The 24,294-nt window shown below is 20.6% G+C and carries 39 protein-coding genes and 2 tRNA genes; 33 read left to right on the top strand and 8 right to left on the bottom strand.

All coding sequences use genetic code 11. From position 1 onward, the window contains the following. Nucleotides 1-68 precede the first annotated feature (68 nt). Nucleotides 69-1,232: a porin gene (locus GJT92_RS01415; RefSeq protein ID WP_168919721.1), complete on the bottom strand. Its 1,164-nt coding sequence runs from the start codon at nt 1,230-1,232 to the stop codon at nt 69-71. Nucleotides 1,233-1,312: 80 nt separating this feature from the next. Then, complete coding sequence (gene asnS / locus GJT92_RS01410; RefSeq protein WP_168919720.1) at nt 1,313-2,716, bottom strand: asparagine--tRNA ligase; 1,404 nt, start codon at nt 2,714-2,716, stop codon at nt 1,313-1,315. A 1,165-nt stretch (nt 2,717-3,881) separates the two neighbouring features. On the opposite strand from asnS, the gene GJT92_RS01405 reads away from it, so the two are divergent. After that, nucleotides 3,882-3,955, top strand: a tRNA-Ile gene (locus tag GJT92_RS01405). Between the two features lie 29 nt (nt 3,956-3,984). Then, a tRNA-Ala gene (locus tag GJT92_RS01400) sits at nt 3,985-4,057 on the top strand. A 29-nt stretch (nt 4,058-4,086) separates the two neighbouring features. Here the strand turns inward: GJT92_RS01400 and GJT92_RS01395 are convergent. Beyond that, on the bottom strand, nt 4,087-4,326 hold the full coding sequence (locus GJT92_RS01395) for an oxidative damage protection protein (RefSeq protein ID WP_168919719.1): 240 nt from the start codon (nt 4,324-4,326) through the stop codon (nt 4,087-4,089). Nucleotides 4,327-4,398: 72 nt separating this feature from the next. Between GJT92_RS01395 and trmB the strand changes: the two genes are divergently transcribed. Next, nucleotides 4,399-5,094, top strand: a complete 696-nt coding sequence (gene trmB, locus GJT92_RS01390; protein ID WP_168919718.1) for a tRNA (guanosine(46)-N7)-methyltransferase TrmB — start codon at nt 4,399-4,401, stop codon at nt 5,092-5,094. Here the strand turns inward: trmB and hemW are convergent. From hemW to ruvX, 3 genes are all read right to left on the bottom strand, one after another. After that, complete coding sequence (gene hemW / locus GJT92_RS01385) at nt 5,091-6,245, bottom strand: radical SAM family heme chaperone HemW (protein ID WP_168919717.1); 1,155 nt, start codon at nt 6,243-6,245, stop codon at nt 5,091-5,093. The genes trmB and hemW overlap by 4 nt on opposite strands. Before the next feature lie 9 nt (nt 6,246-6,254). Beyond that, a complete protein-coding gene (locus GJT92_RS01380) occupies nt 6,255-6,815 on the bottom strand; it encodes a hypothetical protein (protein ID WP_168919716.1) in 561 nt (186 codons plus the stop codon). Between the two features lie 72 nt (nt 6,816-6,887). Beyond that, on the bottom strand, nt 6,888-7,322 hold the full coding sequence (ruvX, locus tag GJT92_RS01375; RefSeq protein WP_168919715.1) for a Holliday junction resolvase RuvX: 435 nt from the start codon (nt 7,320-7,322) through the stop codon (nt 6,888-6,890). Between the two features lie 237 nt (nt 7,323-7,559). Between ruvX and rpsJ the strand changes: the two genes are divergently transcribed. The 28 genes from rpsJ to rplQ all read left to right on the top strand — a co-directional run bounded on the left by rpsJ (nt 7,560) and on the right by rplQ (nt 21,272). Further along, nucleotides 7,560-7,871 carry a 30S ribosomal protein S10 gene (gene rpsJ, locus GJT92_RS01370; protein ID WP_168868468.1) on the top strand — a complete coding sequence of 104 codons (312 nt, stop codon included), beginning with the start codon at nt 7,560-7,562 and terminating at the stop codon, nt 7,869-7,871. A 56-nt stretch (nt 7,872-7,927) separates the two neighbouring features. Continuing rightward, the gene (rplC, locus tag GJT92_RS01365) at nt 7,928-8,563 is read left to right on the top strand and encodes a 50S ribosomal protein L3 (RefSeq protein WP_168919714.1); all 636 of its coding nucleotides are present in this window, start codon (nt 7,928-7,930) and stop codon (nt 8,561-8,563) included. Nucleotides 8,564-8,599: 36 nt separating this feature from the next. Further along, nucleotides 8,600-9,205 carry a 50S ribosomal protein L4 gene (gene rplD, locus GJT92_RS01360; RefSeq protein WP_168919713.1) on the top strand — a complete coding sequence of 202 codons (606 nt, stop codon included), beginning with the start codon at nt 8,600-8,602 and terminating at the stop codon, nt 9,203-9,205. Then, entirely contained in the window at nt 9,202-9,507 is a 306-nt protein-coding gene (gene rplW / locus GJT92_RS01355) for a 50S ribosomal protein L23 (RefSeq protein ID WP_168919712.1), read from the top strand. The genes rplD and rplW overlap by 4 nt, the downstream gene beginning before the upstream one ends. A gap of 16 nt (nt 9,508-9,523) precedes the next feature. Beyond that, nucleotides 9,524-10,345 carry a 50S ribosomal protein L2 gene (gene rplB, locus GJT92_RS01350; RefSeq protein WP_168919711.1) on the top strand — a complete coding sequence of 274 codons (822 nt, stop codon included), beginning with the start codon at nt 9,524-9,526 and terminating at the stop codon, nt 10,343-10,345. An 11-nt stretch (nt 10,346-10,356) separates the two neighbouring features. Then, a complete protein-coding gene (gene rpsS, locus GJT92_RS01345; protein ID WP_168919710.1) occupies nt 10,357-10,644 on the top strand; it encodes a 30S ribosomal protein S19 in 288 nt (95 codons plus the stop codon). Nucleotides 10,645-10,685: 41 nt separating this feature from the next. Continuing rightward, nucleotides 10,686-11,021, top strand: coding sequence for a 50S ribosomal protein L22 (gene rplV / locus GJT92_RS01340; protein ID WP_168919709.1), 336 nt, complete (start codon nt 10,686-10,688; stop codon nt 11,019-11,021). 15 nt (nt 11,022-11,036) lie between these two features. Continuing rightward, on the top strand, nt 11,037-11,744 hold the full coding sequence (gene rpsC / locus GJT92_RS01335) for a 30S ribosomal protein S3 (protein WP_168919708.1): 708 nt from the start codon (nt 11,037-11,039) through the stop codon (nt 11,742-11,744). A 17-nt stretch (nt 11,745-11,761) separates the two neighbouring features. Further along, nucleotides 11,762-12,163, top strand: a complete 402-nt coding sequence (gene rplP, locus GJT92_RS01330) for a 50S ribosomal protein L16 (protein WP_168919707.1) — start codon at nt 11,762-11,764, stop codon at nt 12,161-12,163. A gap of 7 nt (nt 12,164-12,170) precedes the next feature. After that, nucleotides 12,171-12,368, top strand: coding sequence for a 50S ribosomal protein L29 (gene rpmC / locus GJT92_RS01325; RefSeq protein ID WP_168919706.1), 198 nt, complete (start codon nt 12,171-12,173; stop codon nt 12,366-12,368). 7 nt (nt 12,369-12,375) lie between these two features. Next, nucleotides 12,376-12,630, top strand: a complete 255-nt coding sequence (gene rpsQ, locus GJT92_RS01320; RefSeq protein WP_168919705.1) for a 30S ribosomal protein S17 — start codon at nt 12,376-12,378, stop codon at nt 12,628-12,630. A gap of 111 nt (nt 12,631-12,741) precedes the next feature. Continuing rightward, the gene (rplN, locus tag GJT92_RS01315) at nt 12,742-13,113 is read left to right on the top strand and encodes a 50S ribosomal protein L14 (protein ID WP_168919704.1); all 372 of its coding nucleotides are present in this window, start codon (nt 12,742-12,744) and stop codon (nt 13,111-13,113) included. Nucleotides 13,114-13,131: 18 nt separating this feature from the next. After that, complete coding sequence (gene rplX / locus GJT92_RS01310) at nt 13,132-13,446, top strand: 50S ribosomal protein L24 (RefSeq protein WP_168919703.1); 315 nt, start codon at nt 13,132-13,134, stop codon at nt 13,444-13,446. A gap of 18 nt (nt 13,447-13,464) precedes the next feature. After that, nucleotides 13,465-14,004, top strand: a complete 540-nt coding sequence (gene rplE / locus GJT92_RS01305) for a 50S ribosomal protein L5 (RefSeq protein WP_168919702.1) — start codon at nt 13,465-13,467, stop codon at nt 14,002-14,004. Between the two features lie 14 nt (nt 14,005-14,018). Continuing rightward, on the top strand, nt 14,019-14,324 hold the full coding sequence (rpsN, locus tag GJT92_RS01300; protein WP_168919701.1) for a 30S ribosomal protein S14: 306 nt from the start codon (nt 14,019-14,021) through the stop codon (nt 14,322-14,324). A gap of 34 nt (nt 14,325-14,358) precedes the next feature. Next, nucleotides 14,359-14,751 (top strand): 30S ribosomal protein S8, encoded by a 393-nt coding sequence (gene rpsH / locus GJT92_RS01295; protein ID WP_168919700.1) that lies wholly within the window; start codon nt 14,359-14,361, stop codon nt 14,749-14,751. A gap of 18 nt (nt 14,752-14,769) precedes the next feature. Then, nucleotides 14,770-15,303 carry a 50S ribosomal protein L6 gene (gene rplF, locus GJT92_RS01290; RefSeq protein ID WP_168919699.1) on the top strand — a complete coding sequence of 178 codons (534 nt, stop codon included), beginning with the start codon at nt 14,770-14,772 and terminating at the stop codon, nt 15,301-15,303. A 32-nt stretch (nt 15,304-15,335) separates the two neighbouring features. Continuing rightward, nucleotides 15,336-15,689, top strand: coding sequence for a 50S ribosomal protein L18 (gene rplR / locus GJT92_RS01285; protein ID WP_168919698.1), 354 nt, complete (start codon nt 15,336-15,338; stop codon nt 15,687-15,689). A 21-nt stretch (nt 15,690-15,710) separates the two neighbouring features. Then, nucleotides 15,711-16,241: a 30S ribosomal protein S5 gene (gene rpsE, locus GJT92_RS01280; protein WP_168919697.1), complete on the top strand. Its 531-nt coding sequence runs from the start codon at nt 15,711-15,713 to the stop codon at nt 16,239-16,241. Beyond that, nucleotides 16,225-16,404 carry a 50S ribosomal protein L30 gene (gene rpmD, locus GJT92_RS01275; protein WP_168919696.1) on the top strand — a complete coding sequence of 60 codons (180 nt, stop codon included), beginning with the start codon at nt 16,225-16,227 and terminating at the stop codon, nt 16,402-16,404. The genes rpsE and rpmD overlap by 17 nt, the downstream gene beginning before the upstream one ends. A gap of 1 nt (nt 16,405) precedes the next feature. After that, the gene (gene rplO, locus GJT92_RS01270; protein WP_168919695.1) at nt 16,406-16,834 is read left to right on the top strand and encodes a 50S ribosomal protein L15; all 429 of its coding nucleotides are present in this window, start codon (nt 16,406-16,408) and stop codon (nt 16,832-16,834) included. A gap of 7 nt (nt 16,835-16,841) precedes the next feature. After that, a complete protein-coding gene (gene secY / locus GJT92_RS01265; protein WP_168919694.1) occupies nt 16,842-18,164 on the top strand; it encodes a preprotein translocase subunit SecY in 1,323 nt (440 codons plus the stop codon). Nucleotides 18,165-18,202: 38 nt separating this feature from the next. Next, nucleotides 18,203-18,319, top strand: a complete 117-nt coding sequence (rpmJ, locus tag GJT92_RS01260; RefSeq protein WP_168919693.1) for a 50S ribosomal protein L36 — start codon at nt 18,203-18,205, stop codon at nt 18,317-18,319. Between the two features lie 49 nt (nt 18,320-18,368). Beyond that, nucleotides 18,369-18,725: a 30S ribosomal protein S13 gene (gene rpsM, locus GJT92_RS01255; RefSeq protein ID WP_168919692.1), complete on the top strand. Its 357-nt coding sequence runs from the start codon at nt 18,369-18,371 to the stop codon at nt 18,723-18,725. Nucleotides 18,726-18,750: 25 nt separating this feature from the next. After that, nucleotides 18,751-19,140, top strand: coding sequence for a 30S ribosomal protein S11 (rpsK, locus tag GJT92_RS01250; protein WP_168919691.1), 390 nt, complete (start codon nt 18,751-18,753; stop codon nt 19,138-19,140). A gap of 52 nt (nt 19,141-19,192) precedes the next feature. Continuing rightward, nucleotides 19,193-19,813, top strand: coding sequence for a 30S ribosomal protein S4 (gene rpsD / locus GJT92_RS01245; protein ID WP_168919690.1), 621 nt, complete (start codon nt 19,193-19,195; stop codon nt 19,811-19,813). A 26-nt stretch (nt 19,814-19,839) separates the two neighbouring features. Continuing rightward, the gene (locus GJT92_RS01240; protein ID WP_168919689.1) at nt 19,840-20,853 is read left to right on the top strand and encodes a DNA-directed RNA polymerase subunit alpha; all 1,014 of its coding nucleotides are present in this window, start codon (nt 19,840-19,842) and stop codon (nt 20,851-20,853) included. 32 nt (nt 20,854-20,885) lie between these two features. Continuing rightward, nucleotides 20,886-21,272: a 50S ribosomal protein L17 gene (gene rplQ, locus GJT92_RS01235; protein WP_168919688.1), complete on the top strand. Its 387-nt coding sequence runs from the start codon at nt 20,886-20,888 to the stop codon at nt 21,270-21,272. Here the strand turns inward: rplQ and fmt are convergent. Beyond that, on the bottom strand, nt 21,265-22,239 hold the full coding sequence (gene fmt, locus GJT92_RS01230; protein ID WP_168919687.1) for a methionyl-tRNA formyltransferase: 975 nt from the start codon (nt 22,237-22,239) through the stop codon (nt 21,265-21,267). The two genes, rplQ and fmt, sit on opposite strands and share 8 nt — an antisense overlap. Next, nucleotides 22,236-22,772 (bottom strand): peptide deformylase, encoded by a 537-nt coding sequence (def, locus tag GJT92_RS01225; protein WP_168919686.1) that lies wholly within the window; start codon nt 22,770-22,772, stop codon nt 22,236-22,238. The genes fmt and def overlap by 4 nt, the downstream gene beginning before the upstream one ends. A gap of 127 nt (nt 22,773-22,899) precedes the next feature. Between def and tsaC the strand changes: the two genes are divergently transcribed. Together tsaC and aroE are read left to right on the top strand one after the other, a co-directional pair. Beyond that, nucleotides 22,900-23,457 (top strand): L-threonylcarbamoyladenylate synthase type 1 TsaC, encoded by a 558-nt coding sequence (gene tsaC, locus GJT92_RS01220; protein WP_168919685.1) that lies wholly within the window; start codon nt 22,900-22,902, stop codon nt 23,455-23,457. A gap of 2 nt (nt 23,458-23,459) precedes the next feature. After that, a complete protein-coding gene (aroE, locus tag GJT92_RS01215) occupies nt 23,460-24,293 on the top strand; it encodes a shikimate dehydrogenase (RefSeq protein WP_168919684.1) in 834 nt (277 codons plus the stop codon). Nucleotide 24,294 lies beyond the last annotated feature (1 nt).

Raw genomic sequence — 24,294 nt, 5'->3', positions numbered from 1 at the left:
TTTAAAATTTATTTTTTGTAAAATTAAAATTAAAAATAGTTAGTTAAAATCTTTGTTTTTTTTAATTATTAAAAATTATAAGTTATACCTATACCTAAAAGATTTCCATTAAATATTTTACTTCTTTTAATATATTCATTACTATTACTTATTAAACTAATACGATAACCAACATAAGCAGAAAGATTTTTACTAAATTTATAAATTGTATTAATTAAAATATATTTTGATAAATCTATGTCACCACCATAATAATGAATTCCAGGAGGAATATTATATCCTTGTGATTGTGTATATGATATAGTAGTGCTTAAATTATCATCAAATTTATATTGTCCAATAATTTCTAAATTTTTGATTTTATCAGCAAATAAATTTTCATTATTATCATTCATATATTTTAATCCATTATAAGAACTACTAAGAACTGCTGCTAAATAAATATTATTTTTTTCATATTTAGCTCCGATTGAATAAGCATTAATGTTTTTATTTTTGTTATTAAAATTTTTATCAGTATTAGAAAAAATTTCTGTATCTTGATTAATTATATTTAAAAAATTAAAATAAGCACCTGAAATACTTACTCCTGTATTTCCTATCTTATAACTAATAGAAGTACCCCATCCTTTTCTAGTATTTTCTAAATAATTTTTATTATCATCATCATCATAATTTTGATCAGAATTTTTATATTGTAAAGCCAAATCTAATCCTTTAATTAATCCAAAAAAATTTCTATTTCTATATGTTAAAAGATTATTATTTCTACCAAACATAAAACAATCGTTTTTATCATACATAAAATTTTTTGCAAAAAAAGAATTTTTTTTCATATAAGAAGTTACGTCATATAATATACCATAATTTCTTCCATAATCTATAGAATTATTACCATGATTAAAATTTATACCTATAAATCCTAAATGAATTGATGGATGAATATTTTTACTTGTCTCGAATTCATTTATTGGTAAACTATATTCTAATTGTGCATAACCATAAATATCATCAAATATATGAGTAACTCCTTTAATACCTAAAATGACATTTGATGTAGTATCTCTATATTTTTCAGAAACTTTAACGTTATTTTTAGAAATACTGTTTTTAAGTTCCAAAAATTCATATAAATCTATTTTTTGTCCATTATTATTATAAATTTCACTAGCGTTAACAACGCTTATTGATAGCATAAAAGGTATTAAAATTTTAAATATATTAAATTTCATATTTTTTATCCTGATTAATAAAATTATTATTCATTGATATAAATTAAAAATTTATTATTTTTTATATTTATAAAAAGTTTTTAAAATTTAGCATTATATGGAGTTCTTGGAAATGGTATAACATCTCTAATGTTATATAAACCGGTAATATAAGATATTAATCTTTCAAATCCTAAACCAAATCCAGAGTGAGGAACTGTCCCATATTTTCTTAAATCACGATACCACCAATAATCATTTTGATTAAGTTTAAATTCTTTTAATCTTTTATCAAATATTTCTATCCTATTTTCTCTTTGGGAACCTCCAATAACTTCTCCAATATCTGGTAATAATAAATCCATAGATGCTACAGTTTTTCCATCATTATTTAAGTACATATAAAAAGCTTTAATTTTTTTAGGATAATTATATATTATTACGGGATTATTAAAATATTTATTTGTTAAATATTTTTCATGTTCTATAAAAAGATCTTCTCCCCATTTTATGGGATTAGAAAATTTTTTTTTACAATTTTTTAAAATTTCTATAACTTTAGTATATTTAATTATAATAAATTTATTTAATAAAATTTTATTAATTTTAGTAAATAAATTATTTTCTGTTTTTTTAGATAAAAAAGAGATTTCATTTTCATGATAACGTAAAATATATTTACAAATATTTTTTAAAATTTTTTCTGTAAATTTTATAATATTTTTTAAATTTGTAAATGCTATTTCTATTTCTAACATCCAAAATTCAGCTAAATGACGTTTAGTATTTGAATTTTCTGCTCTAAAAGTAGGACCAAATGTATAAACTTTAGACATAGAACAAGCATATGTTTCCAAATTTAATTGTCCTGAAACGGTTAAAAATGATTCTTTGCCAAAAAAATCTTTTTTATAAAAATCTTTTTTATTTTTTTTATATTTTAAATTTACAAAATCTAAAGTAGATACTTTAAACATTTTTCCTGAACCTTCAGTATCTAAAGTAGTAATTAAAGGAGTATTTATCCAAAAAAAATTTCTTTTATTTAAAAAATTATGTATATATAATGCTATATTATGTCTAATTCTAGTAACACTACTGATCATTGTAGTTCTAGAACGTAAATGACATACTTCTCTTAAATATTTTAAACTATGTTTTTTAGGTGAAATTGGATATTTTTCTGGATTATTAACCCATCCTGTAATTTTTATTTTTAAAGCATGTATTTCATATTTTTGTATTTTTTTAGGTGAAATTTTTAATTTTCCTGTTATTTCTAAAGAACATCCACTAGTAATAAATAAAATTTCATTTTTATAATTATTTAATTTATTATTAGCAATAATTTGTATATCTTCTAAACAAGAGCCATCATATAAATTGATAAAGGTAATACCTATTTTAGAATGTCTTCTATTACGTACCCAACCTCCTATAAATATTTCACTATTAATTTTTTTTTTATTATTTATTAATTGCGATATACTAGAGATTAAACACATAATTTTTTACTCTTTATTTAAATTTTTAAATTTTAAAATTCTATTTTATGTTAAAAAATAATACTGAAACATTTCTATTATAATTTTCATTCTAAATTATCAAAATTATAATTACAATTATTTTTATTTAAATTTAATACATCAAATATATTTATTTTTATTTGAGAATTTAATTTAAAAAATTTTATTTTTGAAAAATAAAATTTTTTCTTAAAAAATTAGATAATAATGAAAATTTATTATAATTTTTTAATTTTTTATAAATTTATTTAAATAATAAAAAAAGATTTAGTTTTTATTAATAATTTATTTTAAAATTAAATTAATATTAATTAAATAATTTTTTTTATATTTTTAATTAAAAATAATTTTAATAATTTTACTAATATATTTTCTAAGTATTTTTTTAATTCAGATTTATTTTAAATAAATAATTTTTATAAAATATAAATTGTATTTATTTAAATTTATTAAAAAAATAATTTTTTTATAAATTAATATAGCATAAATTTGAATATATATATAGATAAAATAATAATAATTTTTACATTTTAATTTATTTAATAAATATTATTATAACTGTTTTTTTTTAAACTATATATTATTAGTGATATATTAATATAATTAATAATTATTTTATAAATTATATTATTTGTATTTTTTTAAAATTTTTATTTATTAAATCTATAAATATCAAAATTCTAAAATTTTTAGATTAAAAAATTATATTTATTTTACTTTTAATTAATTTTTTAATAATTATATTATAATTAATTTGTAATTTTCCTAAATTTTTTTGAAATTATGAATATTTTTTATAAATAATTTAGTAATTTTAGTTTTTATATTTTAATTATTATATCTATTGATTTTTGTTTAAATCTTTTTTCATAACTTTATTATTTAAATATTTAAATTTAATATTAAAAAATAATTTTTATTATGTATAATAATTTTTTTATAAAAAAATATATTATAATAAGTAAAATTATATAAAAAAATATGATTTTTATAAGAAAATATTTAAGTATTTACCTTTTTAAAAATTATTATTATAAATTTTATTGTAAAAAAATAAAATTAATATTAATAAAATATAAAAAATATTTAAGTTGACTTTTAATTTTAGTTATGGATAATTACATATTATATTTTTTCATGTGATAGGCTTGTAGCTCAGATGGTTAGAGCACACCCCTGATAAGGGTGAGGTCGGTGGTTCAAGCCCACTCAAGCCTAAATTCTAAGAAAATATAAAAAATTAAAAAGGGGCTATAGCTCAGATGGTAGAGCATCTGCTTTGCACGCAGAGGGTCAGCGGTTCAATTCCGCTTAGCTCCATAATAAGTATTTTTATGGTTTTTATTAATTTATTTTTTATTTAAAAAAAGAAATTTAATCATTTCTTTTTCTAGTAAAATAATATTTTTTTCTTTTATCATATTTAATTTTTTTTCATTAATTATTTTAGTTTGATAAATCAACCATTTAAACCATGCTTTTTTAGATATATGATAAAAAATAATATTTCCTATGTTTCCAGGATATACTTTATGATTTAATTTTTCTAATTTTGTTTGAAAATAAACACAAAAAATTTTTTTTGGCATTTATATGTCCTATAATTTAAAATTTGATTAATTTACATATTTTATAATTAAAATAGTATTTGTATAAATAATATGAACAATATTAAAAGTTTTGTCTGTCGTTATAGAAAATTAACAAAATTTAATAATATATTTTTCTCTAAATATTTTAATTTTTTTAACATTAAAAAACAAAATAAAATAATAAATTTTCAATATTATTTTCATAATAAATTACCAATTATATTTGATATTGGTTTTGGAATAGGTAATAATATAATTAATTTAGCTATTAATAATGTACAATATAATTTTATTGCAGTAGAAGTTTATTTACCAGGGATTATTAATTGTCTTAAATATATCATAAAAAATAATATTAAAAATTTAAGATTAATTTATTGTGATGTTTTTTTTGTTTTTAAATATATGATTCCTAATAATTCCATAAAATTAATTCAATTATATTTTCCTGATCCATGGCCAAAATTAAAACATAAAAAAAGAAGGTTATTAAAAATAAATTTTATTCAAATATTATTTAATAAACTAGAAAATAATGGATTATTATATATCGTTACTGATTGTAAAAATTATTACCTTGATATTATTTCTTGCATTGAAAATTTTAAATACAAAAATCAATTTTTTATTTTTAAATCTAATAAATATAAAAATATATATAAAAATTTTAATCCATTATTTCTAAATACAAAATTTTTAAATAAAGCAAAAATAAAAAAAAAAATAATATATTATATAGAATATGAAAAAATATCTATCTTTTAAAGAAAAATTTCTAATAAATCATTTAAATATAAATGTCCCTTATTTGTTACAAATAAAAAATTATTATTTTCTTTTAAATATCCTAATTTTAATGCTTTTTTAATACAATAAGTAATATTATTATTTATATTTAATAATTTTTGAAATTCTATTTTATTAATTTTTGTATATAAACGAAAACGATTTAAAAAAAATTCAAAAACTATATCTTTTAATAAAATTTTTTTTTTATGTGTTATAAAATATCCATTTATATATTGTTTTATATTTTTGTTTTTAATAATTCTAATAATTTGATTATTTAAAACATTTATTTTACTATGAGCTGCACAACCAATACCTAAATAATTTCCAAAATACCAATAATTTAAATTATGTTTGCACATATATATTTTTTTTTTAATAAAAGAAGAAATTTCATATTGAAAATATTTATTTTTTTTTAATATTTTTATACCTTGTATAAATATTTTCCATAATAAATTATCATCTAAAAAATTTTTAGGTTTATATTTTTCAAAAATTGTATTTTTTTCAATAGTTAATTGATACCATGAAATATGATTAGGTTTAAATGAAATAGCTTTATATAAATCATTACAAGCACTTTTTAATGATTGTCCAGGTATGCCATAGATTATATCTAAGTTAAAATTTGATATTTTATTTTTAATTAAAATATTAATTGCATTTATAGCATCCTTAGATGTATGTAATCTTCCTAAAATTTTTAAATTTTCATCATCAAAACTTTGTATACCTAATGAAAAACGATTAATTCCACTTTTTATATAATTTATAATTTTTTTTTCAGAAATAGAAGATGGATTTATTTCAATAGTAATTTCTACAAATTTTGATACATAAACTTTTTTTCTTATTTGATTTAGCAGAAAAAAAATTAATTTTGAATCTATTAAACTGGGAGTTCCACCTCCTAAAAAAATACTTGTAATATAAATATTATTTTTAATAAAAACTAAATCTTTTTCTAAATCAAGTAATAAACTATTTATATATTTTTTATGTATTTTTTTATTTTTTTTAATAAAAATAGAAGAATAAAAATCACAATAAGGACATTTTTTTAAACACCATGGTATATGAATATATAAACTGTATGGATATGGATACTGATTTAAATTAATCATATAATTTAATTATATTAAAAACCAAAATTGAGGAAAAAAATTTTTTAATAAATTATTAATTAAATATAAAATTAAATTAATTATAAATAAACATAATTTCATATTATGAATATGTGGAAAAATTTTTTTTACAAAATTTAAAATTTGATTTACTAATTTTGCTAAAATATAATTAAAATTATTATATTTAATATTTATAAAATTAGTAATTAAATATACATTTATTATCCAAAAAAATAAATATCCAAAAGATTTTAATAAAATTACAATACTAATAAATATATAAAAAATTAAATTATGATGAAATAAATTTCCATTTTGTAAAAATACTAGTATTGGATATTTAATAAATATTAAAAATATTAATATTAATAAAGGTAAAAATTTATTTTTTTTTATATTAGGAATAATATTTTTAATACATATTAAAAATATTTCTGTTAATAAAATAATAAATTTTGTAAAAGAATTACAATTATTTTTTATAGTAAAAAAAATCCATGATTGTAATAAAAAAATTAATATTATTATTTCTATTAAAATTTTACATAAAAATATTGTTATTATCATAAGTTCCTTAATTATTTAAAAAATATTTAATATAGAAATTTTTATATTAAATCTTTAATTTAAGAAAAAATTTTATTTATTTTTTTCAAACCAACTTTGTAAAATAATTGATGCAGATAAAGAATTAATGTTTTTTTTTTTTAGTTTTTTCCATCCTCCATATTTAAATAAAATATATTTAGCTTCAACAGTACTTAATCTTTCATCATGTAATTCCACATTTATATTAAATTTTTTTTTTATATAATAAGCAAATTTTTTAGTTAATACAGTAGTATATTGTTGACTACCATCCATTTGTAATGGTAATCCTACTATAATTTTTTTAGGCTGCCACTCATTTATTAAATCATTTAATATAATCCAATTAATAATACCAGATTTTTTATTTTTAATAACTTTTAATGTATGTGCTATACGTATAATACTTTGTCCAACAGCAACTCCTATATTTTTAGTTCCATAATCAAATGCCAATAATGTTATATTATTACAATTTTTTTCCATATTATATGTTTTCTTATTTAAAATAATTTTAATTAAAATAATATTTTATTATAAGTAATAATAATTACTATTATATAGTTTTTTTAATTTTATAAATGAAAATATATTGCTTTATTAACACTTTATAAGTCATAATAATATGATTATTATTTTTAATATAATCAAATAGGTGCTCTCAATATTATTTTAAATTTATAGAGGGTCATTTTAATTTTAAAAATGGGAGGCTCTGGTCTAATGCAGAACCAAAGAATCCGTATTCGTCTTAAAGCTTTTGATCATCGTTTAATTGATCAATCAACAGCGGAAATCGTTGAAACTGCTAAACGTACTGGTGCTCAAGTTCGTGGTCCTATACCTTTGCCTACTCGCAAAGAAAAATTTACAATATTGATTTCACCTCATGTAAATAAAGATGCAAGAGATCAATATGAAATTCGTACTCATAAACGTTTAGTTGATATTATAGAACCCACAGAAAAAACTGTAGATGCATTAATGCGTTTAGATTTAGCAGCTGGAGTTGATGTTCAAATTAGTTTAGGTTAACAAAATCTATCACAATTTTTAAACATTATTAACAATAATGTGGAGTATATATAATAATGATTGGATTAGTTGGAAAGAAAATGGGTATGACTAGAATTTTTACTGAAACCGGAATATCTATTCCAATAACTGTTATACAATTTGAAACTATTCGTATTACACAAATTAAAAATATTTTAAATAATGGTTATAATGCAATACAAATGACGACAGGTTTTAAAAAAACTAGTAGAATTAATAAATCTGAAATAGGACATTTTGCAAAAGCTAAAACTAAAGCAGGATATATTTTATGGGAATATCGTCTTTCTAATAATTATAAAAATAATTTTTATGTAGGACAAAAATTAAATATTAATATTTTTAAAAAAATAATTAAAGTTGATATTACTGGAATATCAAAAGGAAAAGGTTTTTCAGGTACTGTAAAAAGATGGAATTTTAAAACACAAGATTCTAGTCATGGTAATTCTTTATCACATAGAGTTCCTGGATCTATTGGTCAAAACCAAACTCCTGGAAAAGTATTTAAAGGAAAAAAAATGGCTGGACAATTAGGTAATAAAAAAATTACTGTTCAAAATTTATATATTATTAAAATAGATCTTTTAAAAAATTTGTTATTAATAAAAGGTGCTGTACCTGGATATACGGGGAGTAATGTAATTGTTAAACCAGCAATTAAAATTTAATTAATAATATTATAAATATGTTAGTTGGGTAATATAATGGAAATTATAACAAAAGATACAAAAGATATAGTTATAGTTTCAGATAAAATTTTTAATAGAAATTATAACAAGTCATTAATACATCAAGTAATAGAATCTTATAGAACAATAGGGAGACAAGGAACAAAAGCTCAAAAAACAAGAGGAGAAGTAATAGGATCTGGTAAAAAACCATGGAAACAAAAAGGAACAGGAAAAGCTAGAGCAGGTTCTATAAAAAGTCCAATTTGGCGTTCAGGTGGAGTAACTTTTGCGTCAAAAAATAAAATATACAATAAAAAAATTAATAAAAAAATGTTTCGTGGTGCATTAAAAAGTATTTTTTCAGAATTAATTAGAAAAAAAAGATTAATTTTAATAAAAGAACTTATAATAAAAAAACCTAAAACTAAAATATTAATTCAAAAATTAAAAAAATATTTATCAAATAAAATAATGATTATTACAACGTTTATTGATAAAAATTTATTTTTAGCATCTCGTAATTTATATAATGTAAAAATAAAAAATTCTATTAATATAAATCCTCTTTATTTAATAAATGCAAATAAAATAATAATAACTATTAATGCTATTAAACATATAGAAGAGATATTATCATGATTTTAAAAGAACATGATTTCAAAATTATAAAAGGTCCACATTTTTCCGAAAAATCTTCTTTTATTTCCGAAAAAAATAATGTTTTAACTATAAAAGTTTCTAAAAAAGCAACAAAAATAGATATCAAAAGAGCAATAAAAAAAATTTTTAATATTAATATTAAAAATGTTAATACTTTACTTGTAAAAGGTAAATTTAAAAAAAACAAAAAATATACTTATCAACGTAATAGTTGGAAAAAAGCATATATTTTTTTAGAAAAAAATCAAAATATTGATTTTAATATAAATCAAAATTTATAAGGATAAAATTAATAATATGATAATTAAAAAATATAAACCTACTTCTCCTGGAAGACGTCATATGATTAAAATTGTTAATAAATATTTATATAAAGGAAAACCTTTATCTTCTCAAATAGAAAAAAAAAACCGATCAGGAGGTAGAAATAATTATGGTCGTATAACAACTCGTCATATTGGAGGAGGACATAAAAAATTATATCGTATTATAGATTTTAAAAGAAATAAAGATAATATTTCTGCTATAGTTGAACGTATTGAATATGATCCTAATCGTTCAGCTAATATTGCATTAATTAAATATAAAGATGGAGTAAGAAATTATATTTTATCTCCAAAAAATTTAAAAATTGGAGATATTATTAAATCAGGTAAAAATGTTAGTATAAAAATTGGTAATACATTACCTATGTGTAATATTCCAATAGGTTCTATTTTACATAATGTTGAAATGAAACCAGGAAAAGGTGGTCAAATAGCTAGATCAGCTGGAACATATGTACAATTAATAGCTAAAGAAAAATTATATATAACTTTAAGATTAAAATCAGGAGAAATTCGTAAGATAAAATCTGATTGTCGTGCTACATTAGGTGAAATTGGGAATAATGAACATATGTTAAAATCTTTTGGTAAAGCAGGGGCAAAACGTTGGAAAGGAATTAGACCTACTGTTAGAGGAACAGCAATGAATCCAATAGACCATCCACATGGTGGGGGAGAAGGTAAAAATTTTGGAAAACATCCTGTAACTCCATGGGGAGTACAAACTAAAGGTAAAAAAACAAGAAAAAATAAAAGAACAGATAAATATATTATTAAACATCGTAATAAATAAAGGATAACCATATGCCTCGTTCTTTAAAAAAAGGTCCTTTTATTGATCAACATTTATTAAAAAAAGTTGAAAAAGCAATAAAAAATAAAGATAAAAAACCATTACGTACTTGGTCTAGACGTTCTACTATATTTCCAAATATGATAGGACTAATTATTGCTGTACATAACGGTAGACAACATATTCCAGTATATATTTCTGACGAAATGGTTGGTCATAAATTAGGTGAATTTTCACCAACACGTACATACAGAGGGCATACTGCTGATAAAAAAATAAAAAAAAATTTAAAAAAGTAAGTATTAATTACAAATAAATATTTACTTTATTAAGGAGAAAAATGGAAATTTTAGCAAAACATAAATATGCACATTCTTCTGCACAAAAATTAAGATTAATAGCTAATTTAATTAGAGGAGAAAAAATATCTAAAGCTTTAGATATTTTAAATTTTTCTAATAAAAAATCTGCTTTTTTAATTAAAAAAGTATTAGATTCAGCTATAGCCAATGCTGAACATAATTATGGTTTAGATATTGATAATTTAATTGTGTTAAAAATATTTATAGATTTAGGAACTAATATGAAACGTATTATGCCACGTGCAAAAGGACGTTCAGATCGAATTTTAAAATACACAAGTCATATTACTATTATATTATCTGATAATATATAATCGGAGAAAATATTAATGGGTCAAAAAACACATCCGAATGGATTAAGATTAGGTATTGTAAAAATATGGAATTCTATTTGGTTTGCGAATACAAAAGATTATGCTAATTATTTATATAGTGATTTTAAAGTTAGACAATTTTTAAATAAAAAATTAATAAAAGCTTCTGTATCAAAAATTATAATAGAAAGACCATCTAAAAGTATTAGAATTAATATTTATACAGCACGTCCTGGTATAGTTATTGGTAAAAAAGGAGAAGATGTTGAAAAACTTAGAAAAATTGTATCTAAAATTACAGGAGTACCAGCACAAATTAATATAACAGAAATAAGAAAACCTGAATTAGAAGCTAAATTAATTGCTAATATTATATCTTCACAATTAGAAAAAAGAGTAATGTTTAGAAGAGCAATGAAAAGAGCAGTACAAAATGCAATGAGATTAGGAGCTAAAGGAGTTAAAGTAGAAGTTAGTGGCCGTTTAGGAGGTACTGAAATTGCAAGAACAGAATGGTATAGAGAAGGAAGAGTTCCTTTACATACTTTAAGAGCAGATATAGATTTTAGTATATCAGAAGCAAATACTACTTATGGAATAATAGGTGTTAAAGTTTGGATTTTTAGAGGAGAAATATTAAAAAATTCTTTAAAAGAAACATCAATTTTTACAAAACCTATTATAAATTCTTATAGGATGCAACATAAAAAAAGACGTAAGTAAAAAGAGGTTTTTATATAATGTTACAACCAAAACGTACTAAATATAGAAAAATGCAAAAAGGAAGAAATAGAGGTATTATTATAGGAATGAATATTAATTTTGGAACTTATGGATTAAAAGCAATAAATAGAGGAAGAATTACTTCAAAACAAATTGAATCAGCAAGAAGAGCTATAAGTCATGCAATTAAAAGACAAGGTAAAATATGGATAAGAATTTTCCCAGATAAACCTATAACAGAAAAACCTCTAGAAGTTAGAATGGGTAAAGGAAAGGGAAACGTAGAATATTGGGTAGCTTTAGTTCAACCTGGTAGAATGTTATATGAAATTGATGGAGTATCAGAAATTATAGCTCGTAAAGCATTTAAGTTAGGTTCTGCAAAATTACCTGTTCAAACAATTTTTTTAAAGAAATAAAAAATATATGAAAATGAATGAAATTTTAAAAAAAAATAATAAAGAATTAAAAAATGAATTATTAAGTTTAGCAAGAGAACAATTTAATTTAAAAATACAATTAAATTCAGGAAATTTAAAACAAAATCATTTATTAAAAAAATCAAGAAAAAATATCGCAAGAATAAAGACAGTTTTATTACAAAGAAAAATGAAAAGGTTATAATAATATTATGAAAAAAAAAATAAAAACTTTAAAAGGAAAGGTCAAAAGTAATAAAATGCAAAAATCAGTTGTAGTAAATATTACAAGATTAATAAAACATCCAATTTATGGTAAATTTATTAATCGTACTACAAAATTACATGTACATGATGAAAAAAATATATGTAATATTGGAGATATTGTTGAAATTAAAGAATGTCGTCCATTATCAAAAACTAAATCTTGGATTTTAGTTAACATCATAAAAAAATCAATAATTTAATCATATAATCCTTTAATTAATTAATAATAAATAATAAAATTTATGTAATAATAATTTTATAAATAAAATTATTTTCACTATTATATCAATTTATATATAAAGATAATCATTATGATACAAGAACATACAATATTAAATGTTGCAGATAATTCCGGAGCTCGTAGTGTAATGTGTATTAAAGTATTAGGAGGAACTCGTCGTCGTTATGCAAATATTGGTGATATAATTAAAATTACTATAAAAGATGCTATTCCTAGAGGAAAAGTAAAAAAAGGAGATGTATTAAAAGCAGTAATAGTAAGAACTAAAAAAGGTATACGACGTATTGATGGTTCTTTAATTCGTTTTGATAATAATTCATGTGTTTTACTAAATGATAGTAATGAACAATTAATTGGAACAAGAATTTTTGGTCCTATTACTAGAGAGTTAAGAAATGAAAAATTTATGAAAATTATTTCATTAGCTCCCGAAGTAATTTAAATAAAGAGATATAAGTTTATGATACGTAAATTACGTTATAATGATTTAGTAATTATATTAACAGGAAAAGATAAAGGTAAAAAAGGAAAAATAAAATCTTTTATAAAAAAAAAATTAGTAATAGTAGAAGGTATTAATATCATTAAAAAACATAGTAAACCTAATCCAACAAGATCACATACAGGAGGAATTATCGAAAAAGAAGCAGCTATTCATATTTCTAATATTGCTATTTTTAATAAAGAAACAGAAAAAGCTGATCGAATTGGTATTCGATATACTCAAGGAGTAAAAAAAAGAATTTTTAAATCAAATAATAAATATATTGAATAAATCAGAGATTGTTATTATATGTCAAAATTATATAATTATTATAAAAATAAAATAGTAAAAAAATTAATATTAGATTTTAAATATAATTCTATTATGCAGGTTCCTTGTATAAAAAAAATTACTTTAAATATGGGAGTAGGTAAAGTTATTTTAGATAAAAAACATTTAGATAATGCTATTAATGATCTAACAGTTATTAGTGGACAAAAACCTATAATAACTAAGTCACATAAATCCATATCTGGTTTTAAAATAAGAAAAGGATATCCTATTGGATGTAAAGTAACTTTAAGAAAAAAAAGAATGTGGAATTTTTTTGAACGTTTATTATGGATAGTAATCCCAAGAATTAGAGATTTTAGAGGTTTATCTAAAAAATCTTTTGATAAGAATGGTAATTATAATATAGGTGTAAAAGAACAAATAATTTTTCCAGAAATTAATTTTGATAAAATAGATCATATTCGGGGTTTAGATATTGCAATAACAACTAATAAAATATCAATTCAAGAAAGTTATGCTTTATTTAAAGAATTTAACTTTCCATTTCGTACATAAATAAGGTAAATAAAATGACTAAAGAATCAGTTAAAGTACGTGAATTAAAACGTATTAAATTAGGAAAGAAATTTTTTTTAAAAAGAAAAAAATTAAAAAAAATTATTTCTAACATTAATACATCAGACAAGTCTCGTTGGGATGCTGTTTTCAAATTACAATCTTTACCGCGAGATTCTAGTATTTCTAGACAAAGAAACAGATGTAAATTAACTGGTAGACCACATGCTTTTTTAAGAAAATTTGGTTTAAGTAGAATTAAATTTAGAGAAGCAGCAATGAGGGGAGATATTCCTGGATTAAAGAAAGCTAGTTGGTAATTTATTATAAAATAATATAGGATAAAATATTAATATGAGTATACAATCACCAATTGCAGATATGTTAACGCGCATTCGTAATGGGCAATTTTCGCATAAATCTAAAATAATTATGCAATATTCAAAAATAAAAAAATCTATTGCAAATATTTTAAAAATTGAAGGATATATAAAAAATTTTAATTTAATAAAAAATAAAAATTTAAAATTAGAAATAAATTTAAAATATTTTAAAGGAAAAGGAGTAATAGAAAAAATACATTGTGTTAGTCGTCCAGGATTGAGAATTTATAAAAAAAAAATTTTTTTACCTAAAGTAATGGCAGGTTTAGGTATTGCTATTATATCTACATCTAAAGGAATAATGACTGATTATACAGCACGTCTTTATGGAATAGGTGGTGAAATAATATGTTATGTATCCTAAAAAAAGGTATATACAATAATGTCTAGAATAGCTAAAAAATTAATTATTATTCCTAGTAATGTAAAAATTTTTATAAAAAAACAAAATATAAGTGTTGAAGGTAAAAATGGAATATTAAAAAATACTTTTAGTAAAAAAGTAAAAATATTTTTTGAAAAAAATCAATTATTATTTAAACCAATATTTGAATGTAAAAATGGATGGGCACAAGCGGGTACTACTCGTTCTATTATTAATTCTATGATTATTGGAGTAACAAAGGGATTTACAAAAAAATTAATATTATTTGGAGTAGGTTATAAAATTTCAATTAAAAATAATAAATTAGATTTATCATTAGGATTTTCACATTTAATATCTTATACTTTACCTAAAAGTATTGTAGGAGAATGTTTAAATCAAAATGAAATAATATTAAAAGGATTAGATAAACAATTATTAGGACAAGTTGCAGCAAATATAAGATCTTATCGTCCTCCTGAACCATATAAAGGAAAAGGAATTAGATATAGTGACGAAAAAATAAAAATAAAAGAAACTAAAAAAAAATAAGATATAAAATAAGGTTATTTAAAATTAATATCATGAATAATAAAAAAATTACTCGTATACGGAGAATTATTAAATTTCGTAAAAATTTACAAAAATTTAAAATAACACGTTTATTAATACATCGTACTTCTCGTCATATATATGCACAAGTAATTTCAAAAAATAATAAGATTTTAGTAACAGCATCAACTTTAGAATCAAAAATAAAAAAAATATTAAAATATACCGGAAATATAAAAGCTGCTATTTTAATAGGAAATAAAATAGCTAATAGATCTATTAAAAAAGGTATTTTAAATGTATCTTTTGATCGTTCAGGATTTAAATATCATGGACGTATTAAAGAATTAGCTAAAGCAGCTCGTTGTTCAGGTTTAAAATTTTAACATCAATATTAAAAAAAAATTATGAACATTTATAATAATAAAAATCAAAATAATGAATTAAAAGAAAAATTAATTACTGTTAATAGAGTATCTAAAACTGTAAAAGGAGGACGTGTTTTTTCTTTTACAGCTTTAACTGTAGTAGGTAATGGAAAAGGAAAAATTGGTTTTGGTTATGGAAAATCCAAAGAAGTACCTAGTGCAATACAAAAAGCTATGGAAAAAGCTAAAAAGAATATGATTAATATTATTATTAAAAATAATACAGTACAATATCCAATTTATGGATACCATACTGGTTCATTTGTATTTATGCAACCAGCTTATGAAGGTACTGGTATTATTGCCGGAGGGGCAATGAGAGCTGTATTAGAAGTTGCAGGAATTTATAATATTTTAGCAAAATCATATGGTTCAACAAATCCAATAAATGTTGTTAGAGCAACTATTGAAGGATTATCTAATCTACGATCATTAAGAATGATTGCGGCAAAAAGAAATAAAACTATAGAAGAAATAAAAAGGAATATGAGAAGTGTTAAAAAATGTTAGAATTACACAAATTAAAAGTTCTATAGGTAGATTACCTAAACATAAATTGATTTTAATTAGTTTAGGATTAAAACATATTGGACATACTGTTATAAAAAAAAATACACCTAGTATTTTAGGAATGATAAAAAAAATATCTTATATGATAAAGGTTAATAATTAATATGTATTTAAATACTTTATTTTTTAAAATAAAAAATAATAAAAAAAGATTAGGGCGTGGAAGTAGTTCTGGTAAAGGAAAAACTTGTGGTAGAGGTCATAAAGGACAAAAATCTCGATCTGGTTATAATCTTAATAGATCATTTGAAGGAGGACAAATGCCTTTATATCGAAGATTACCTAAATTTGGATTTAAATCACGAAAAAAAAATTATTTTAAAGAAATTAGATTAAGTGATTTATCAAAAATAAATGGTGATTACATAGATTTAAATATTTTAAAATTAACTAAAATAATAAATAAAAAAATTAAATATGTAAAAATTATTAATACGGGAAATATAAATTCATCAAAAAAAATAATTAAGTTACATTGTACAAAAAGTGTTAAAATTATTATTAAAAAATTAGGCGGTATAATTGAGGAATAAATAATAAATGATTAAGTCATTTAACCAATTAAATTTTCAAAGCGCTAAAAATGGATTTAAAGAATTAAAAAAAAGAATAATTTTTTTAATAGGTTCTCTAATTATTTATCGTATAGGATCATTTATACCAATCCCAGGTATTAATGTTAGTCTTTTACATACATTAATTATTAAGAAACATGGTACTATACTTGATATGTTAAACATGTTTTCTGGTGGTGCTCTCAGTAGAGCTTCTATTTTTGCATTAGGAATTATGCCTTATATTTCTTCATCTATTATTATTCAAATTTTAACATCTATTCATCCTACTTTTATTACTTTAAAAAAAGAAGGAGAATCCGGAAGAAAAAAAATTAATAAATATACTAAATATACTACATTAATTTTATCTATTATACAAGCAATAGGTATTACTACAGGGTTATTAAATATACCAAGTATGAAAAATTTAGTTTTAAATCCTGATATTTATTATTTTATGATTTCTATTTTTAGTTTAATTACTGGTACTACATTTTTAATGTGGTTAGGAAGACAAATTACAAAAAAAGGAATCGGAAACGGAGTTTCAATTATTATTGTTATTGGTATAATTGCTGGATTACCTTCTGCTATTGGACAAATAATACAACAAACAAAACAAGGAGATCTAAATTTTTTTACAATTTTAATTTTATTATTTTTAATATTTTTTATAACTTTATTTATTGTTTTTATAGAAGGAGGTCAAAGAAAAATAATTGTGCAATATGCAAGAAGAAATTATGAAAAAAACATGTATACACAACAAAATATTCATTTACCATTAAAAATTAATATGTCTGGAGTAATTCCTGCAATTTTTTCTTCTAGTATTATATTATTTATTTCTACTATATTTTCATGGTTTAGTAATATGACTAGTTTAAATTGGTTACATATTATTTCTATTTCTTTACAACCAAGACAACCTATATATATTATACTATATATATCAGCAATTATATTTTTTTGTTTTTTTTATACTATTTTAGTATTTAATCCTAAAGAAACTGCTGATAATTTAAAAAAATCAGGTGCTTATATTCCTGGTATTCGCCCAGGGAAACAAACATCTAAATATATAAAAAAAATAATTATGCGATTAACACTTACTGGAAGTATATATATTACTTTTATTTGTTTAATTCCTGAATTTTTACGTAACATAATAAATGTACCATTTTATTTTAGTGGAACATCATTACTTATAGTTGTAGTTGTAATTATGGATTTTATTTCACAAATTCAAACGTTAGTTATGTCTAATCAATATGAATCTATACTTAAAAAAATTAACTTAAAATAACAATATTTAAATATCTATTTTTTAGGAGATATAATAAGATGAAAGTTCGTGCTTCTGTAAAAAAATTATGTCGTAATTGTAAGATTATTCGTAGAAATAGAAAAATATATGTATTTTGTAATATTGAACCTAAACATAAACAACGTCAAGGATAATATATTTTTATTTATTATAAACTTTTAAAATTATGTGGAGAAATTAAAAATGATTCGTATAGCCGGAGTTAATATTCCCGATAATAAACGTATAATAATAGCATTAAAATACATTTATGGTATAGGTACATCTCATGCTTCTTATATATGTAAAAAAATTAATATTTCTCAAAATACTAAAATTAATGGACTTAAAAAAGAAAAAATAGATTTATTACGAAATGTTATATCTAAATTTATAATAGAAGGAGATTTAAGAAGAAATATTAATTTAAACATTAAAAGATTAGTTGATTTAGGTTGTTACCGTGGTATACGTCACAAAAAAGGATTACCTGTTAGGGGACAACGTACTAAAACAAATGCTCAAACTAGAAAAAAATTACGTAAACATTTTAAAAAATAATATTTTAATTTAGGTAAAATATATAATGAAAAAAAAATCTTTAAATTTAAAAAAAAATTTAAAAAAACAAATTATAGATGGTATTGCTCACATACACGCTTCTTTTAATAATACTATTGTTACGATTACAGATCGTCAAGGTAATTCTTTAGGATGTGCAACAGCTGGAGGATCAGGATTTAGAGGATCTCGAAAATCTACTCCATTTGCTGCTCAAGTAGCAGCAGAAAAATGTGCAGAAATTGTAAGAATTTATGGAATTAAAAATTTAGAAGTAATGGTTAAAGGTCCAGGACCAGGTAGAGAATCTACTATTAGAGCTTTGAATAATGCAGGTTTTAAAATAACAAATATTACTGATATTACTCCTATTCCACATAATGGATGTAGACCTCCTAAAAAAAGAAGAGTATAAATAATACTATTTAAAATATAACTAAATTTGAATATTAAAGGAAATTAATATAATGGCTAAATATTTAGGACCTAAATTAAAATTATGTAGAAGAGAAGGTACAGATTTATTTTTAAAATCAAATGTACGTGCTATTGATACAAAATGTAAATTAGAACAATTTCCTGGACAACATGGTTTTAAAAAAACAAGATTATCTGATTATGGTATTCAATTAAGAGAAAAACAAAAATTACGTAGATTATATGGTATTTTAGAACGTCAATTTCGTAATTATTATAAAAAAGCATCACGTATAAAAGGAAATACTGGATTTAATTTATTATTTTTGTTGGAAAAAAGATTAGATAATATTGTTTACAGAATGGGTTTTGGAGTTACAAGAGCAGAATCTCGTCAATTAATTTCTCATAAATCTATTAAAATTAATGATCGTATTGTGAACATAGCTTCTTATCAATTATCTTTAAATGATAAAATATCAATATGTGAACAATCTAAAAAACAATTAAGAATTATTGCATCAATTGATTTATATAAACAAAGAGAAAAATCTAATTGGTTAGAAGTAGATCATAATAAAATGGTAGGCGTATTTAAAAAAATTCCGGAACGTTCTGATTTTCCTGCAGATATTAATGAACATTTAATTATTGAGTTATATTCAAAATAACATTTTAAAATAAAGAGAGTTTATAAATGGAACAAGGTTCTGTAACAGAATTTTTAAAACCTAGTTTAGTAAATATAAAAAAAATAAGTGATTTTACTATACAAGTAACATTAGAACCTTTAGAACGTGGTTTTGGACACACATTAGGAAATGCATTAAGACGTATTTTATTATCTTCACTTTCTGGTTATGCAGTAACGGAAGTAGAAATAGAAGGAATATTACATGAATATAGTATAAAAGAAGGTATTCAAGAAGATATTATTGAAATATTATTAAATTTAAAAAAATTAGCTATAAAAATTGAAAATAAGAAAAAAAAAGTTATTTTAAATTTAAATAAATCAGGAATTAATATAGTAAAAGCTTCAGATATTGATCATGGTAATGAAGTAGAAATTATTAATCCAGAACATATTATTTGTCATATTACTGACGTAAATACATCAATTAATATGAAAATTAAAATAGAATTAGGAAGAGGATACGTAGCTGCTCATACAAGAATAAATAATAATAATATTATTAAAAATAATCCGAAAATAGGTAGATTATTATTAGATGCATCATATAGTCCTATTAAAAGAATAAAATATAATGTAGAAGCAGCAAGAGTCAAACAAAGAACAGATTTAGATAAATTAATTATAGAAATGGAAACTAATGGCACAATAGATCCAGAAAAAGCAATTAGAGAAGCAGCTACAATTTTAGCTGAACAATTAGAATCATTTGTAAATTTACATGATATAAAACAAGAAAAAGAAATTAAAGAAGAAAAACCAGAATTTGATCCTATTTTATTACGTTCAGTTGATGATTTAGAGCTAACTGTTCGTTCTGCAAATTGTCTAAAAACAGAAATGATATATTTAATAGGAGATTTAGTACAACGTACTGAAGTAGAATTATTAAAAACTCCTAACTTAGGAAAAAAATCTCTAACAGAAATAAAAGACATATTAGCCTCTAGAGGTTTATCATTAGGAATGAGATTAAAAAATTGGCCTCCAGTAATAAATAATAAAAAAATTAAATAATTTATAAAATTTAAAAAAAAAAGGGAAATAAGATGCGTCATCGTAAAACAGGTCGTTATTTAAATAGAAGTAATACTCATCGTTCTTCAATGTTATATAATATGGCAAATTCATTAATTTATAATGAAATTATTAAAACAACTTTAATAAAAGCAAAAGAACTTAGAACTATAATTGAACCAATGATTACTATTGCTAAAAATAATAATATTTCTAACAAAAGACTAATACGCTCTAAATTAAATAATAAAAAAAACATTATAAAATTATTTAATATTATTGGTCCACAATTTAAAAATAGACCAGGTGGTTATACACGTATAGTAAAATGTGGATTTCGTATTGGTGACAATGCACCTATGGCTTATATAGAATTAGTAGGTAGAAAAATAATTATAAAAAATAAAAAAACTAAGTAATTACATTATTTTTTATAAAAATACTTTTATATTGATTAAAATTTAAAAAATTTTGAATATTCATTTGTTTTTTACCACTAGGTTGAATAATTTGAATATTTAAAATACCATTGATAGTATTAACTTGTATACCATATTTATTTACTAATAAAATAGTTCCTGGTATTTTATTAATATCATTACTACTAAAATTAGTAATTACTTCTGCTTGCCATACTTTAAATCGTTGATTTTGTGTTATAAAATAGGTTCCTGGTTGAGGATTAAATGCACGAATCATACATTCTAATTTTTTAGCTGGTAAATACCAATTTAATTTACATTCTATTTTAGAAATTTTTTTTGCATATGTAGGTTTTATCATATGTATATTTTGTGATTTAAATTTAATTTTTTCTCCTTTTTTAATTTTATTTAAAATTAATAAAAGACCTTTTAAACCTAATACGGCTAATTTTTTATATAAAGAACCATATGTATCATATAATAAAATATTATACTCTACTTGATAAATTATATCTCCTTGATCTAAAAGATTATTCATTTTTATAATACTAATACCTGTTTTTAAATCATTTTCTAATAATGCTCTTTGTATTGGTGCTGCTCCTCTCCATCTAGGTAATAATGATGCATGTATATTAATGCAAAATAATTTAGGAATATTTAAAATATTCTTAGGTATTAATAAACCATAATCTATTACTATAATTAAGTCACATTTGTAAATTATAATATTTTTAATTAATATAGAAGAATTTAAAGACTTTGGCTGTAAAATATCAATTTTATATTTTATCGCTAATTTTTTTACAGAATTAAAAGTTAATTTATAACCTCTATTAGCACGAGTATCTGGTTTAGTAATAATACAAGATATAGTATATAAATTATTTATTAAACCTTTTAAATGATATGAAGCAAAATTTGAAGTACCTATAAAAATAATTTTTATTTTTTTTTTCATTTTATATAATTATGTTTTTTAAAAGATATTATTTTTTGATTAAATTTATACATTTTATCATAAATTCTTTGAAATTTTAAATTTGATAAGTAATCAATAAATAAAATTCCATTTAAATGATCAATTTCATGTTGTACACAAAAAGATAATAAATCGTAAATTTCTAATTCAAAATATTCATTCATTAAATTTTTTGCTTTAATTCTTATTTTTTTATATCTTAAAATAGAATATTGTTGTTTAATAGGTATGGAAAGACAACCTTCTTTACTATTAATTTTTAATTTATCAAATTTTATTATTTCAGGATTAATAAGAATTAAAGGATTATTTTTTTTTATGGATATATCAATTACTATTATTCTTTTATTTATTCCTACTTGAGTAGCTGCTAATCCGATACCATTATAAAAATACATTGTTTTTAACATATTTTTTCCTAATGAAATAATATCATTATTTATATTTTTAATATATTTAGCTTTTATACGCAACTTATTATTGGGAAAATATAATAATTTCATTATAGACATAATTAAAATCTTTTTTTTTATAAAAAAATAATCTTTTTAATATAGCAGAAAAATTTTTAAAATTTAAAAATAAACTTATTTTTAATATATAATTTATTTATAACTTTATCAAATTTTTACAAAAATTATGAATATAAATATATTTATTAATGCATTAAAAATAGGTAAAATTATAGCATATCCAACTGAATCTGTATTTGGACTAGGATGTGATCCTGATAATAAAAAAGCAGTATATGATTTATTAACAATAAAAAAACGTAGTATAAAAAAAGGATTAATTTTAGTTGCTTCTAAATATTCTCAATTATTAAAATATATAAATGAAAAAAAAATTATTAAAACTCAAAAAAAAAAAATTTTATCTACTTGGCCTGGCATGATTACATGGATTATGCCTATTTCAAATAATACACCTTATTGGTTAATTGGAGATTTTAATACTATTGCTGTGCGTGTAACTGATCATTATATAATAAAAAAATTATGTGATTATTTTGGTAAACCTATTATTTCTACTAGTGCAAATATTTCAGGAATGAAACCGTGTAAAACTTTTCAAGAAGTAATAAAATATTTTAATAAAAAAAATAATATTTTAATTATAAATGGTAAAACAGGAGGATATTTAAAACCTTCTGAAATTAGAGATAGTTTTACTAATTTAGTTATTCGTAAAGGATAAATATGAAAACGTTTGCGGTATTCGGTAATCCTATAAAACATACTCAATCACCAATTATACATAAATTATTTGCTGAACAAACAGGAATATTACAAAAATATACAAAAATTTATGTTCCATTAAATAATTTTTATAAAAAATTATCATATTTTATTGAAAATGGAGGTAATGGAGCTAATATTACAATACCTTTTAAAAAAAAAGCATATAAATTATGTAATATATATACTAAAAGAGCTAAATATTCTGGGGTAGTAAATACAATAAAAATAATGAGATCTAAAAAAATTTTAGGTGATAATACCGATGGTATTGGTTTATTAAAAGATCTAAAAAATTTAAAATTTATTCATCCTAAAAGTAAAATTTTATTAATAGGTGCCGGAGGAGCAGCTCAAGGTATTATATATCCATTAATTAAATTTGGTTGTAGTATAACAATTATTAATCGTACTTATAAGAATGCAGAAAAGATTATTAAATATTTTAATAATATAAAAAATTTAAATTGTATAAAATTAGAATATTTTTCTAAAAATTTGTTTAATCAATTAAAATATAATTTAATTATAAACGCTACATCTAGTAGTATTAAAGGAAATATTCCTAATATTCCTTCTTTAATTATTAAACCAGATATTTTTTATTATGATCTTTTTTATAATATTTCTATTACTCCTTTTTTAAAATGGTGTCGTATATATGGAGCAAAAAAAATATCAGATGGGATTGGAATGTTAATTGAACAAGCAGCATATTCATTTTATTTATGGCATGGTATTATGCCAAATACTAAAATAATTATTAAAAAATTTAAAAAAAATTATTTATATTAAT

This window comes from Enterobacteriaceae endosymbiont of Donacia clavipes (assembly GCF_012570365.1).
Classification (GTDB): domain Bacteria; phylum Pseudomonadota; class Gammaproteobacteria; order Enterobacterales; family Enterobacteriaceae.
The sequence above is the reverse complement of the archived record's forward strand: the minus strand, read 5'-3'. Positions and strand labels throughout refer to the sequence as shown.

Excerpts from the sequence above, each read along its gene's own strand:
- GJT92_RS01415 (WP_168919721.1), bottom strand. The coding sequence starts at position 1,232 with ATGAAATTTAATATATTTAAAATTTTAATACCTTTTATGCTATCAATA.
- asnS (WP_168919720.1), bottom strand. The coding sequence starts at position 2,716 with ATGTGTTTAATCTCTAGTATATCGCAATTAATAAATAATAAAAAAAAA.
- GJT92_RS01395 (WP_168919719.1), bottom strand. The coding sequence starts at position 4,326 with ATGCCAAAAAAAATTTTTTGTGTTTATTTTCAAACAAAATTAGAAAAA.
- trmB (WP_168919718.1), top strand. The coding sequence starts at position 4,399 with ATGAACAATATTAAAAGTTTTGTCTGTCGTTATAGAAAATTAACAAAA.
- hemW (WP_168919717.1), bottom strand. The coding sequence starts at position 6,245 with ATGATTAATTTAAATCAGTATCCATATCCATACAGTTTATATATTCAT.
- GJT92_RS01380 (WP_168919716.1), bottom strand. The coding sequence starts at position 6,815 with ATGATAATAACAATATTTTTATGTAAAATTTTAATAGAAATAATAATA.
- ruvX (WP_168919715.1), bottom strand. The coding sequence starts at position 7,322 with ATGGAAAAAAATTGTAATAATATAACATTATTGGCATTTGATTATGGA.
- rpsJ (WP_168868468.1), top strand. The coding sequence starts at position 7,560 with ATGCAGAACCAAAGAATCCGTATTCGTCTTAAAGCTTTTGATCATCGT.
- rplC (WP_168919714.1), top strand. The coding sequence starts at position 7,928 with ATGATTGGATTAGTTGGAAAGAAAATGGGTATGACTAGAATTTTTACT.
- rplD (WP_168919713.1), top strand. The coding sequence starts at position 8,600 with ATGGAAATTATAACAAAAGATACAAAAGATATAGTTATAGTTTCAGAT.
- rplW (WP_168919712.1), top strand. The coding sequence starts at position 9,202 with ATGATTTTAAAAGAACATGATTTCAAAATTATAAAAGGTCCACATTTT.
- rplB (WP_168919711.1), top strand. The coding sequence starts at position 9,524 with ATGATAATTAAAAAATATAAACCTACTTCTCCTGGAAGACGTCATATG.
- rpsS (WP_168919710.1), top strand. The coding sequence starts at position 10,357 with ATGCCTCGTTCTTTAAAAAAAGGTCCTTTTATTGATCAACATTTATTA.
- rplV (WP_168919709.1), top strand. The coding sequence starts at position 10,686 with ATGGAAATTTTAGCAAAACATAAATATGCACATTCTTCTGCACAAAAA.
- rpsC (WP_168919708.1), top strand. The coding sequence starts at position 11,037 with ATGGGTCAAAAAACACATCCGAATGGATTAAGATTAGGTATTGTAAAA.
- rplP (WP_168919707.1), top strand. The coding sequence starts at position 11,762 with ATGTTACAACCAAAACGTACTAAATATAGAAAAATGCAAAAAGGAAGA.
- rpmC (WP_168919706.1), top strand. The coding sequence starts at position 12,171 with ATGAAAATGAATGAAATTTTAAAAAAAAATAATAAAGAATTAAAAAAT.
- rpsQ (WP_168919705.1), top strand. The coding sequence starts at position 12,376 with ATGAAAAAAAAAATAAAAACTTTAAAAGGAAAGGTCAAAAGTAATAAA.
- rplN (WP_168919704.1), top strand. The coding sequence starts at position 12,742 with ATGATACAAGAACATACAATATTAAATGTTGCAGATAATTCCGGAGCT.
- rplX (WP_168919703.1), top strand. The coding sequence starts at position 13,132 with ATGATACGTAAATTACGTTATAATGATTTAGTAATTATATTAACAGGA.
- rplE (WP_168919702.1), top strand. The coding sequence starts at position 13,465 with ATGTCAAAATTATATAATTATTATAAAAATAAAATAGTAAAAAAATTA.
- rpsN (WP_168919701.1), top strand. The coding sequence starts at position 14,019 with ATGACTAAAGAATCAGTTAAAGTACGTGAATTAAAACGTATTAAATTA.
- rpsH (WP_168919700.1), top strand. The coding sequence starts at position 14,359 with ATGAGTATACAATCACCAATTGCAGATATGTTAACGCGCATTCGTAAT.
- rplF (WP_168919699.1), top strand. The coding sequence starts at position 14,770 with ATGTCTAGAATAGCTAAAAAATTAATTATTATTCCTAGTAATGTAAAA.
- rplR (WP_168919698.1), top strand. The coding sequence starts at position 15,336 with ATGAATAATAAAAAAATTACTCGTATACGGAGAATTATTAAATTTCGT.
- rpsE (WP_168919697.1), top strand. The coding sequence starts at position 15,711 with ATGAACATTTATAATAATAAAAATCAAAATAATGAATTAAAAGAAAAA.
- rplO (WP_168919695.1), top strand. The coding sequence starts at position 16,406 with ATGTATTTAAATACTTTATTTTTTAAAATAAAAAATAATAAAAAAAGA.
- secY (WP_168919694.1), top strand. The coding sequence starts at position 16,842 with ATGATTAAGTCATTTAACCAATTAAATTTTCAAAGCGCTAAAAATGGA.
- rpmJ (WP_168919693.1), top strand. The coding sequence starts at position 18,203 with ATGAAAGTTCGTGCTTCTGTAAAAAAATTATGTCGTAATTGTAAGATT.
- rpsM (WP_168919692.1), top strand. The coding sequence starts at position 18,369 with ATGATTCGTATAGCCGGAGTTAATATTCCCGATAATAAACGTATAATA.
- rpsK (WP_168919691.1), top strand. The coding sequence starts at position 18,751 with ATGAAAAAAAAATCTTTAAATTTAAAAAAAAATTTAAAAAAACAAATT.
- rpsD (WP_168919690.1), top strand. The coding sequence starts at position 19,193 with ATGGCTAAATATTTAGGACCTAAATTAAAATTATGTAGAAGAGAAGGT.
- GJT92_RS01240 (WP_168919689.1), top strand. The coding sequence starts at position 19,840 with ATGGAACAAGGTTCTGTAACAGAATTTTTAAAACCTAGTTTAGTAAAT.
- rplQ (WP_168919688.1), top strand. The coding sequence starts at position 20,886 with ATGCGTCATCGTAAAACAGGTCGTTATTTAAATAGAAGTAATACTCAT.
- fmt (WP_168919687.1), bottom strand. The coding sequence starts at position 22,239 with ATGAAAAAAAAAATAAAAATTATTTTTATAGGTACTTCAAATTTTGCT.
- def (WP_168919686.1), bottom strand. The coding sequence starts at position 22,772 with ATGTCTATAATGAAATTATTATATTTTCCCAATAATAAGTTGCGTATA.
- tsaC (WP_168919685.1), top strand. The coding sequence starts at position 22,900 with ATGAATATAAATATATTTATTAATGCATTAAAAATAGGTAAAATTATA.
- aroE (WP_168919684.1), top strand. The coding sequence starts at position 23,460 with ATGAAAACGTTTGCGGTATTCGGTAATCCTATAAAACATACTCAATCA.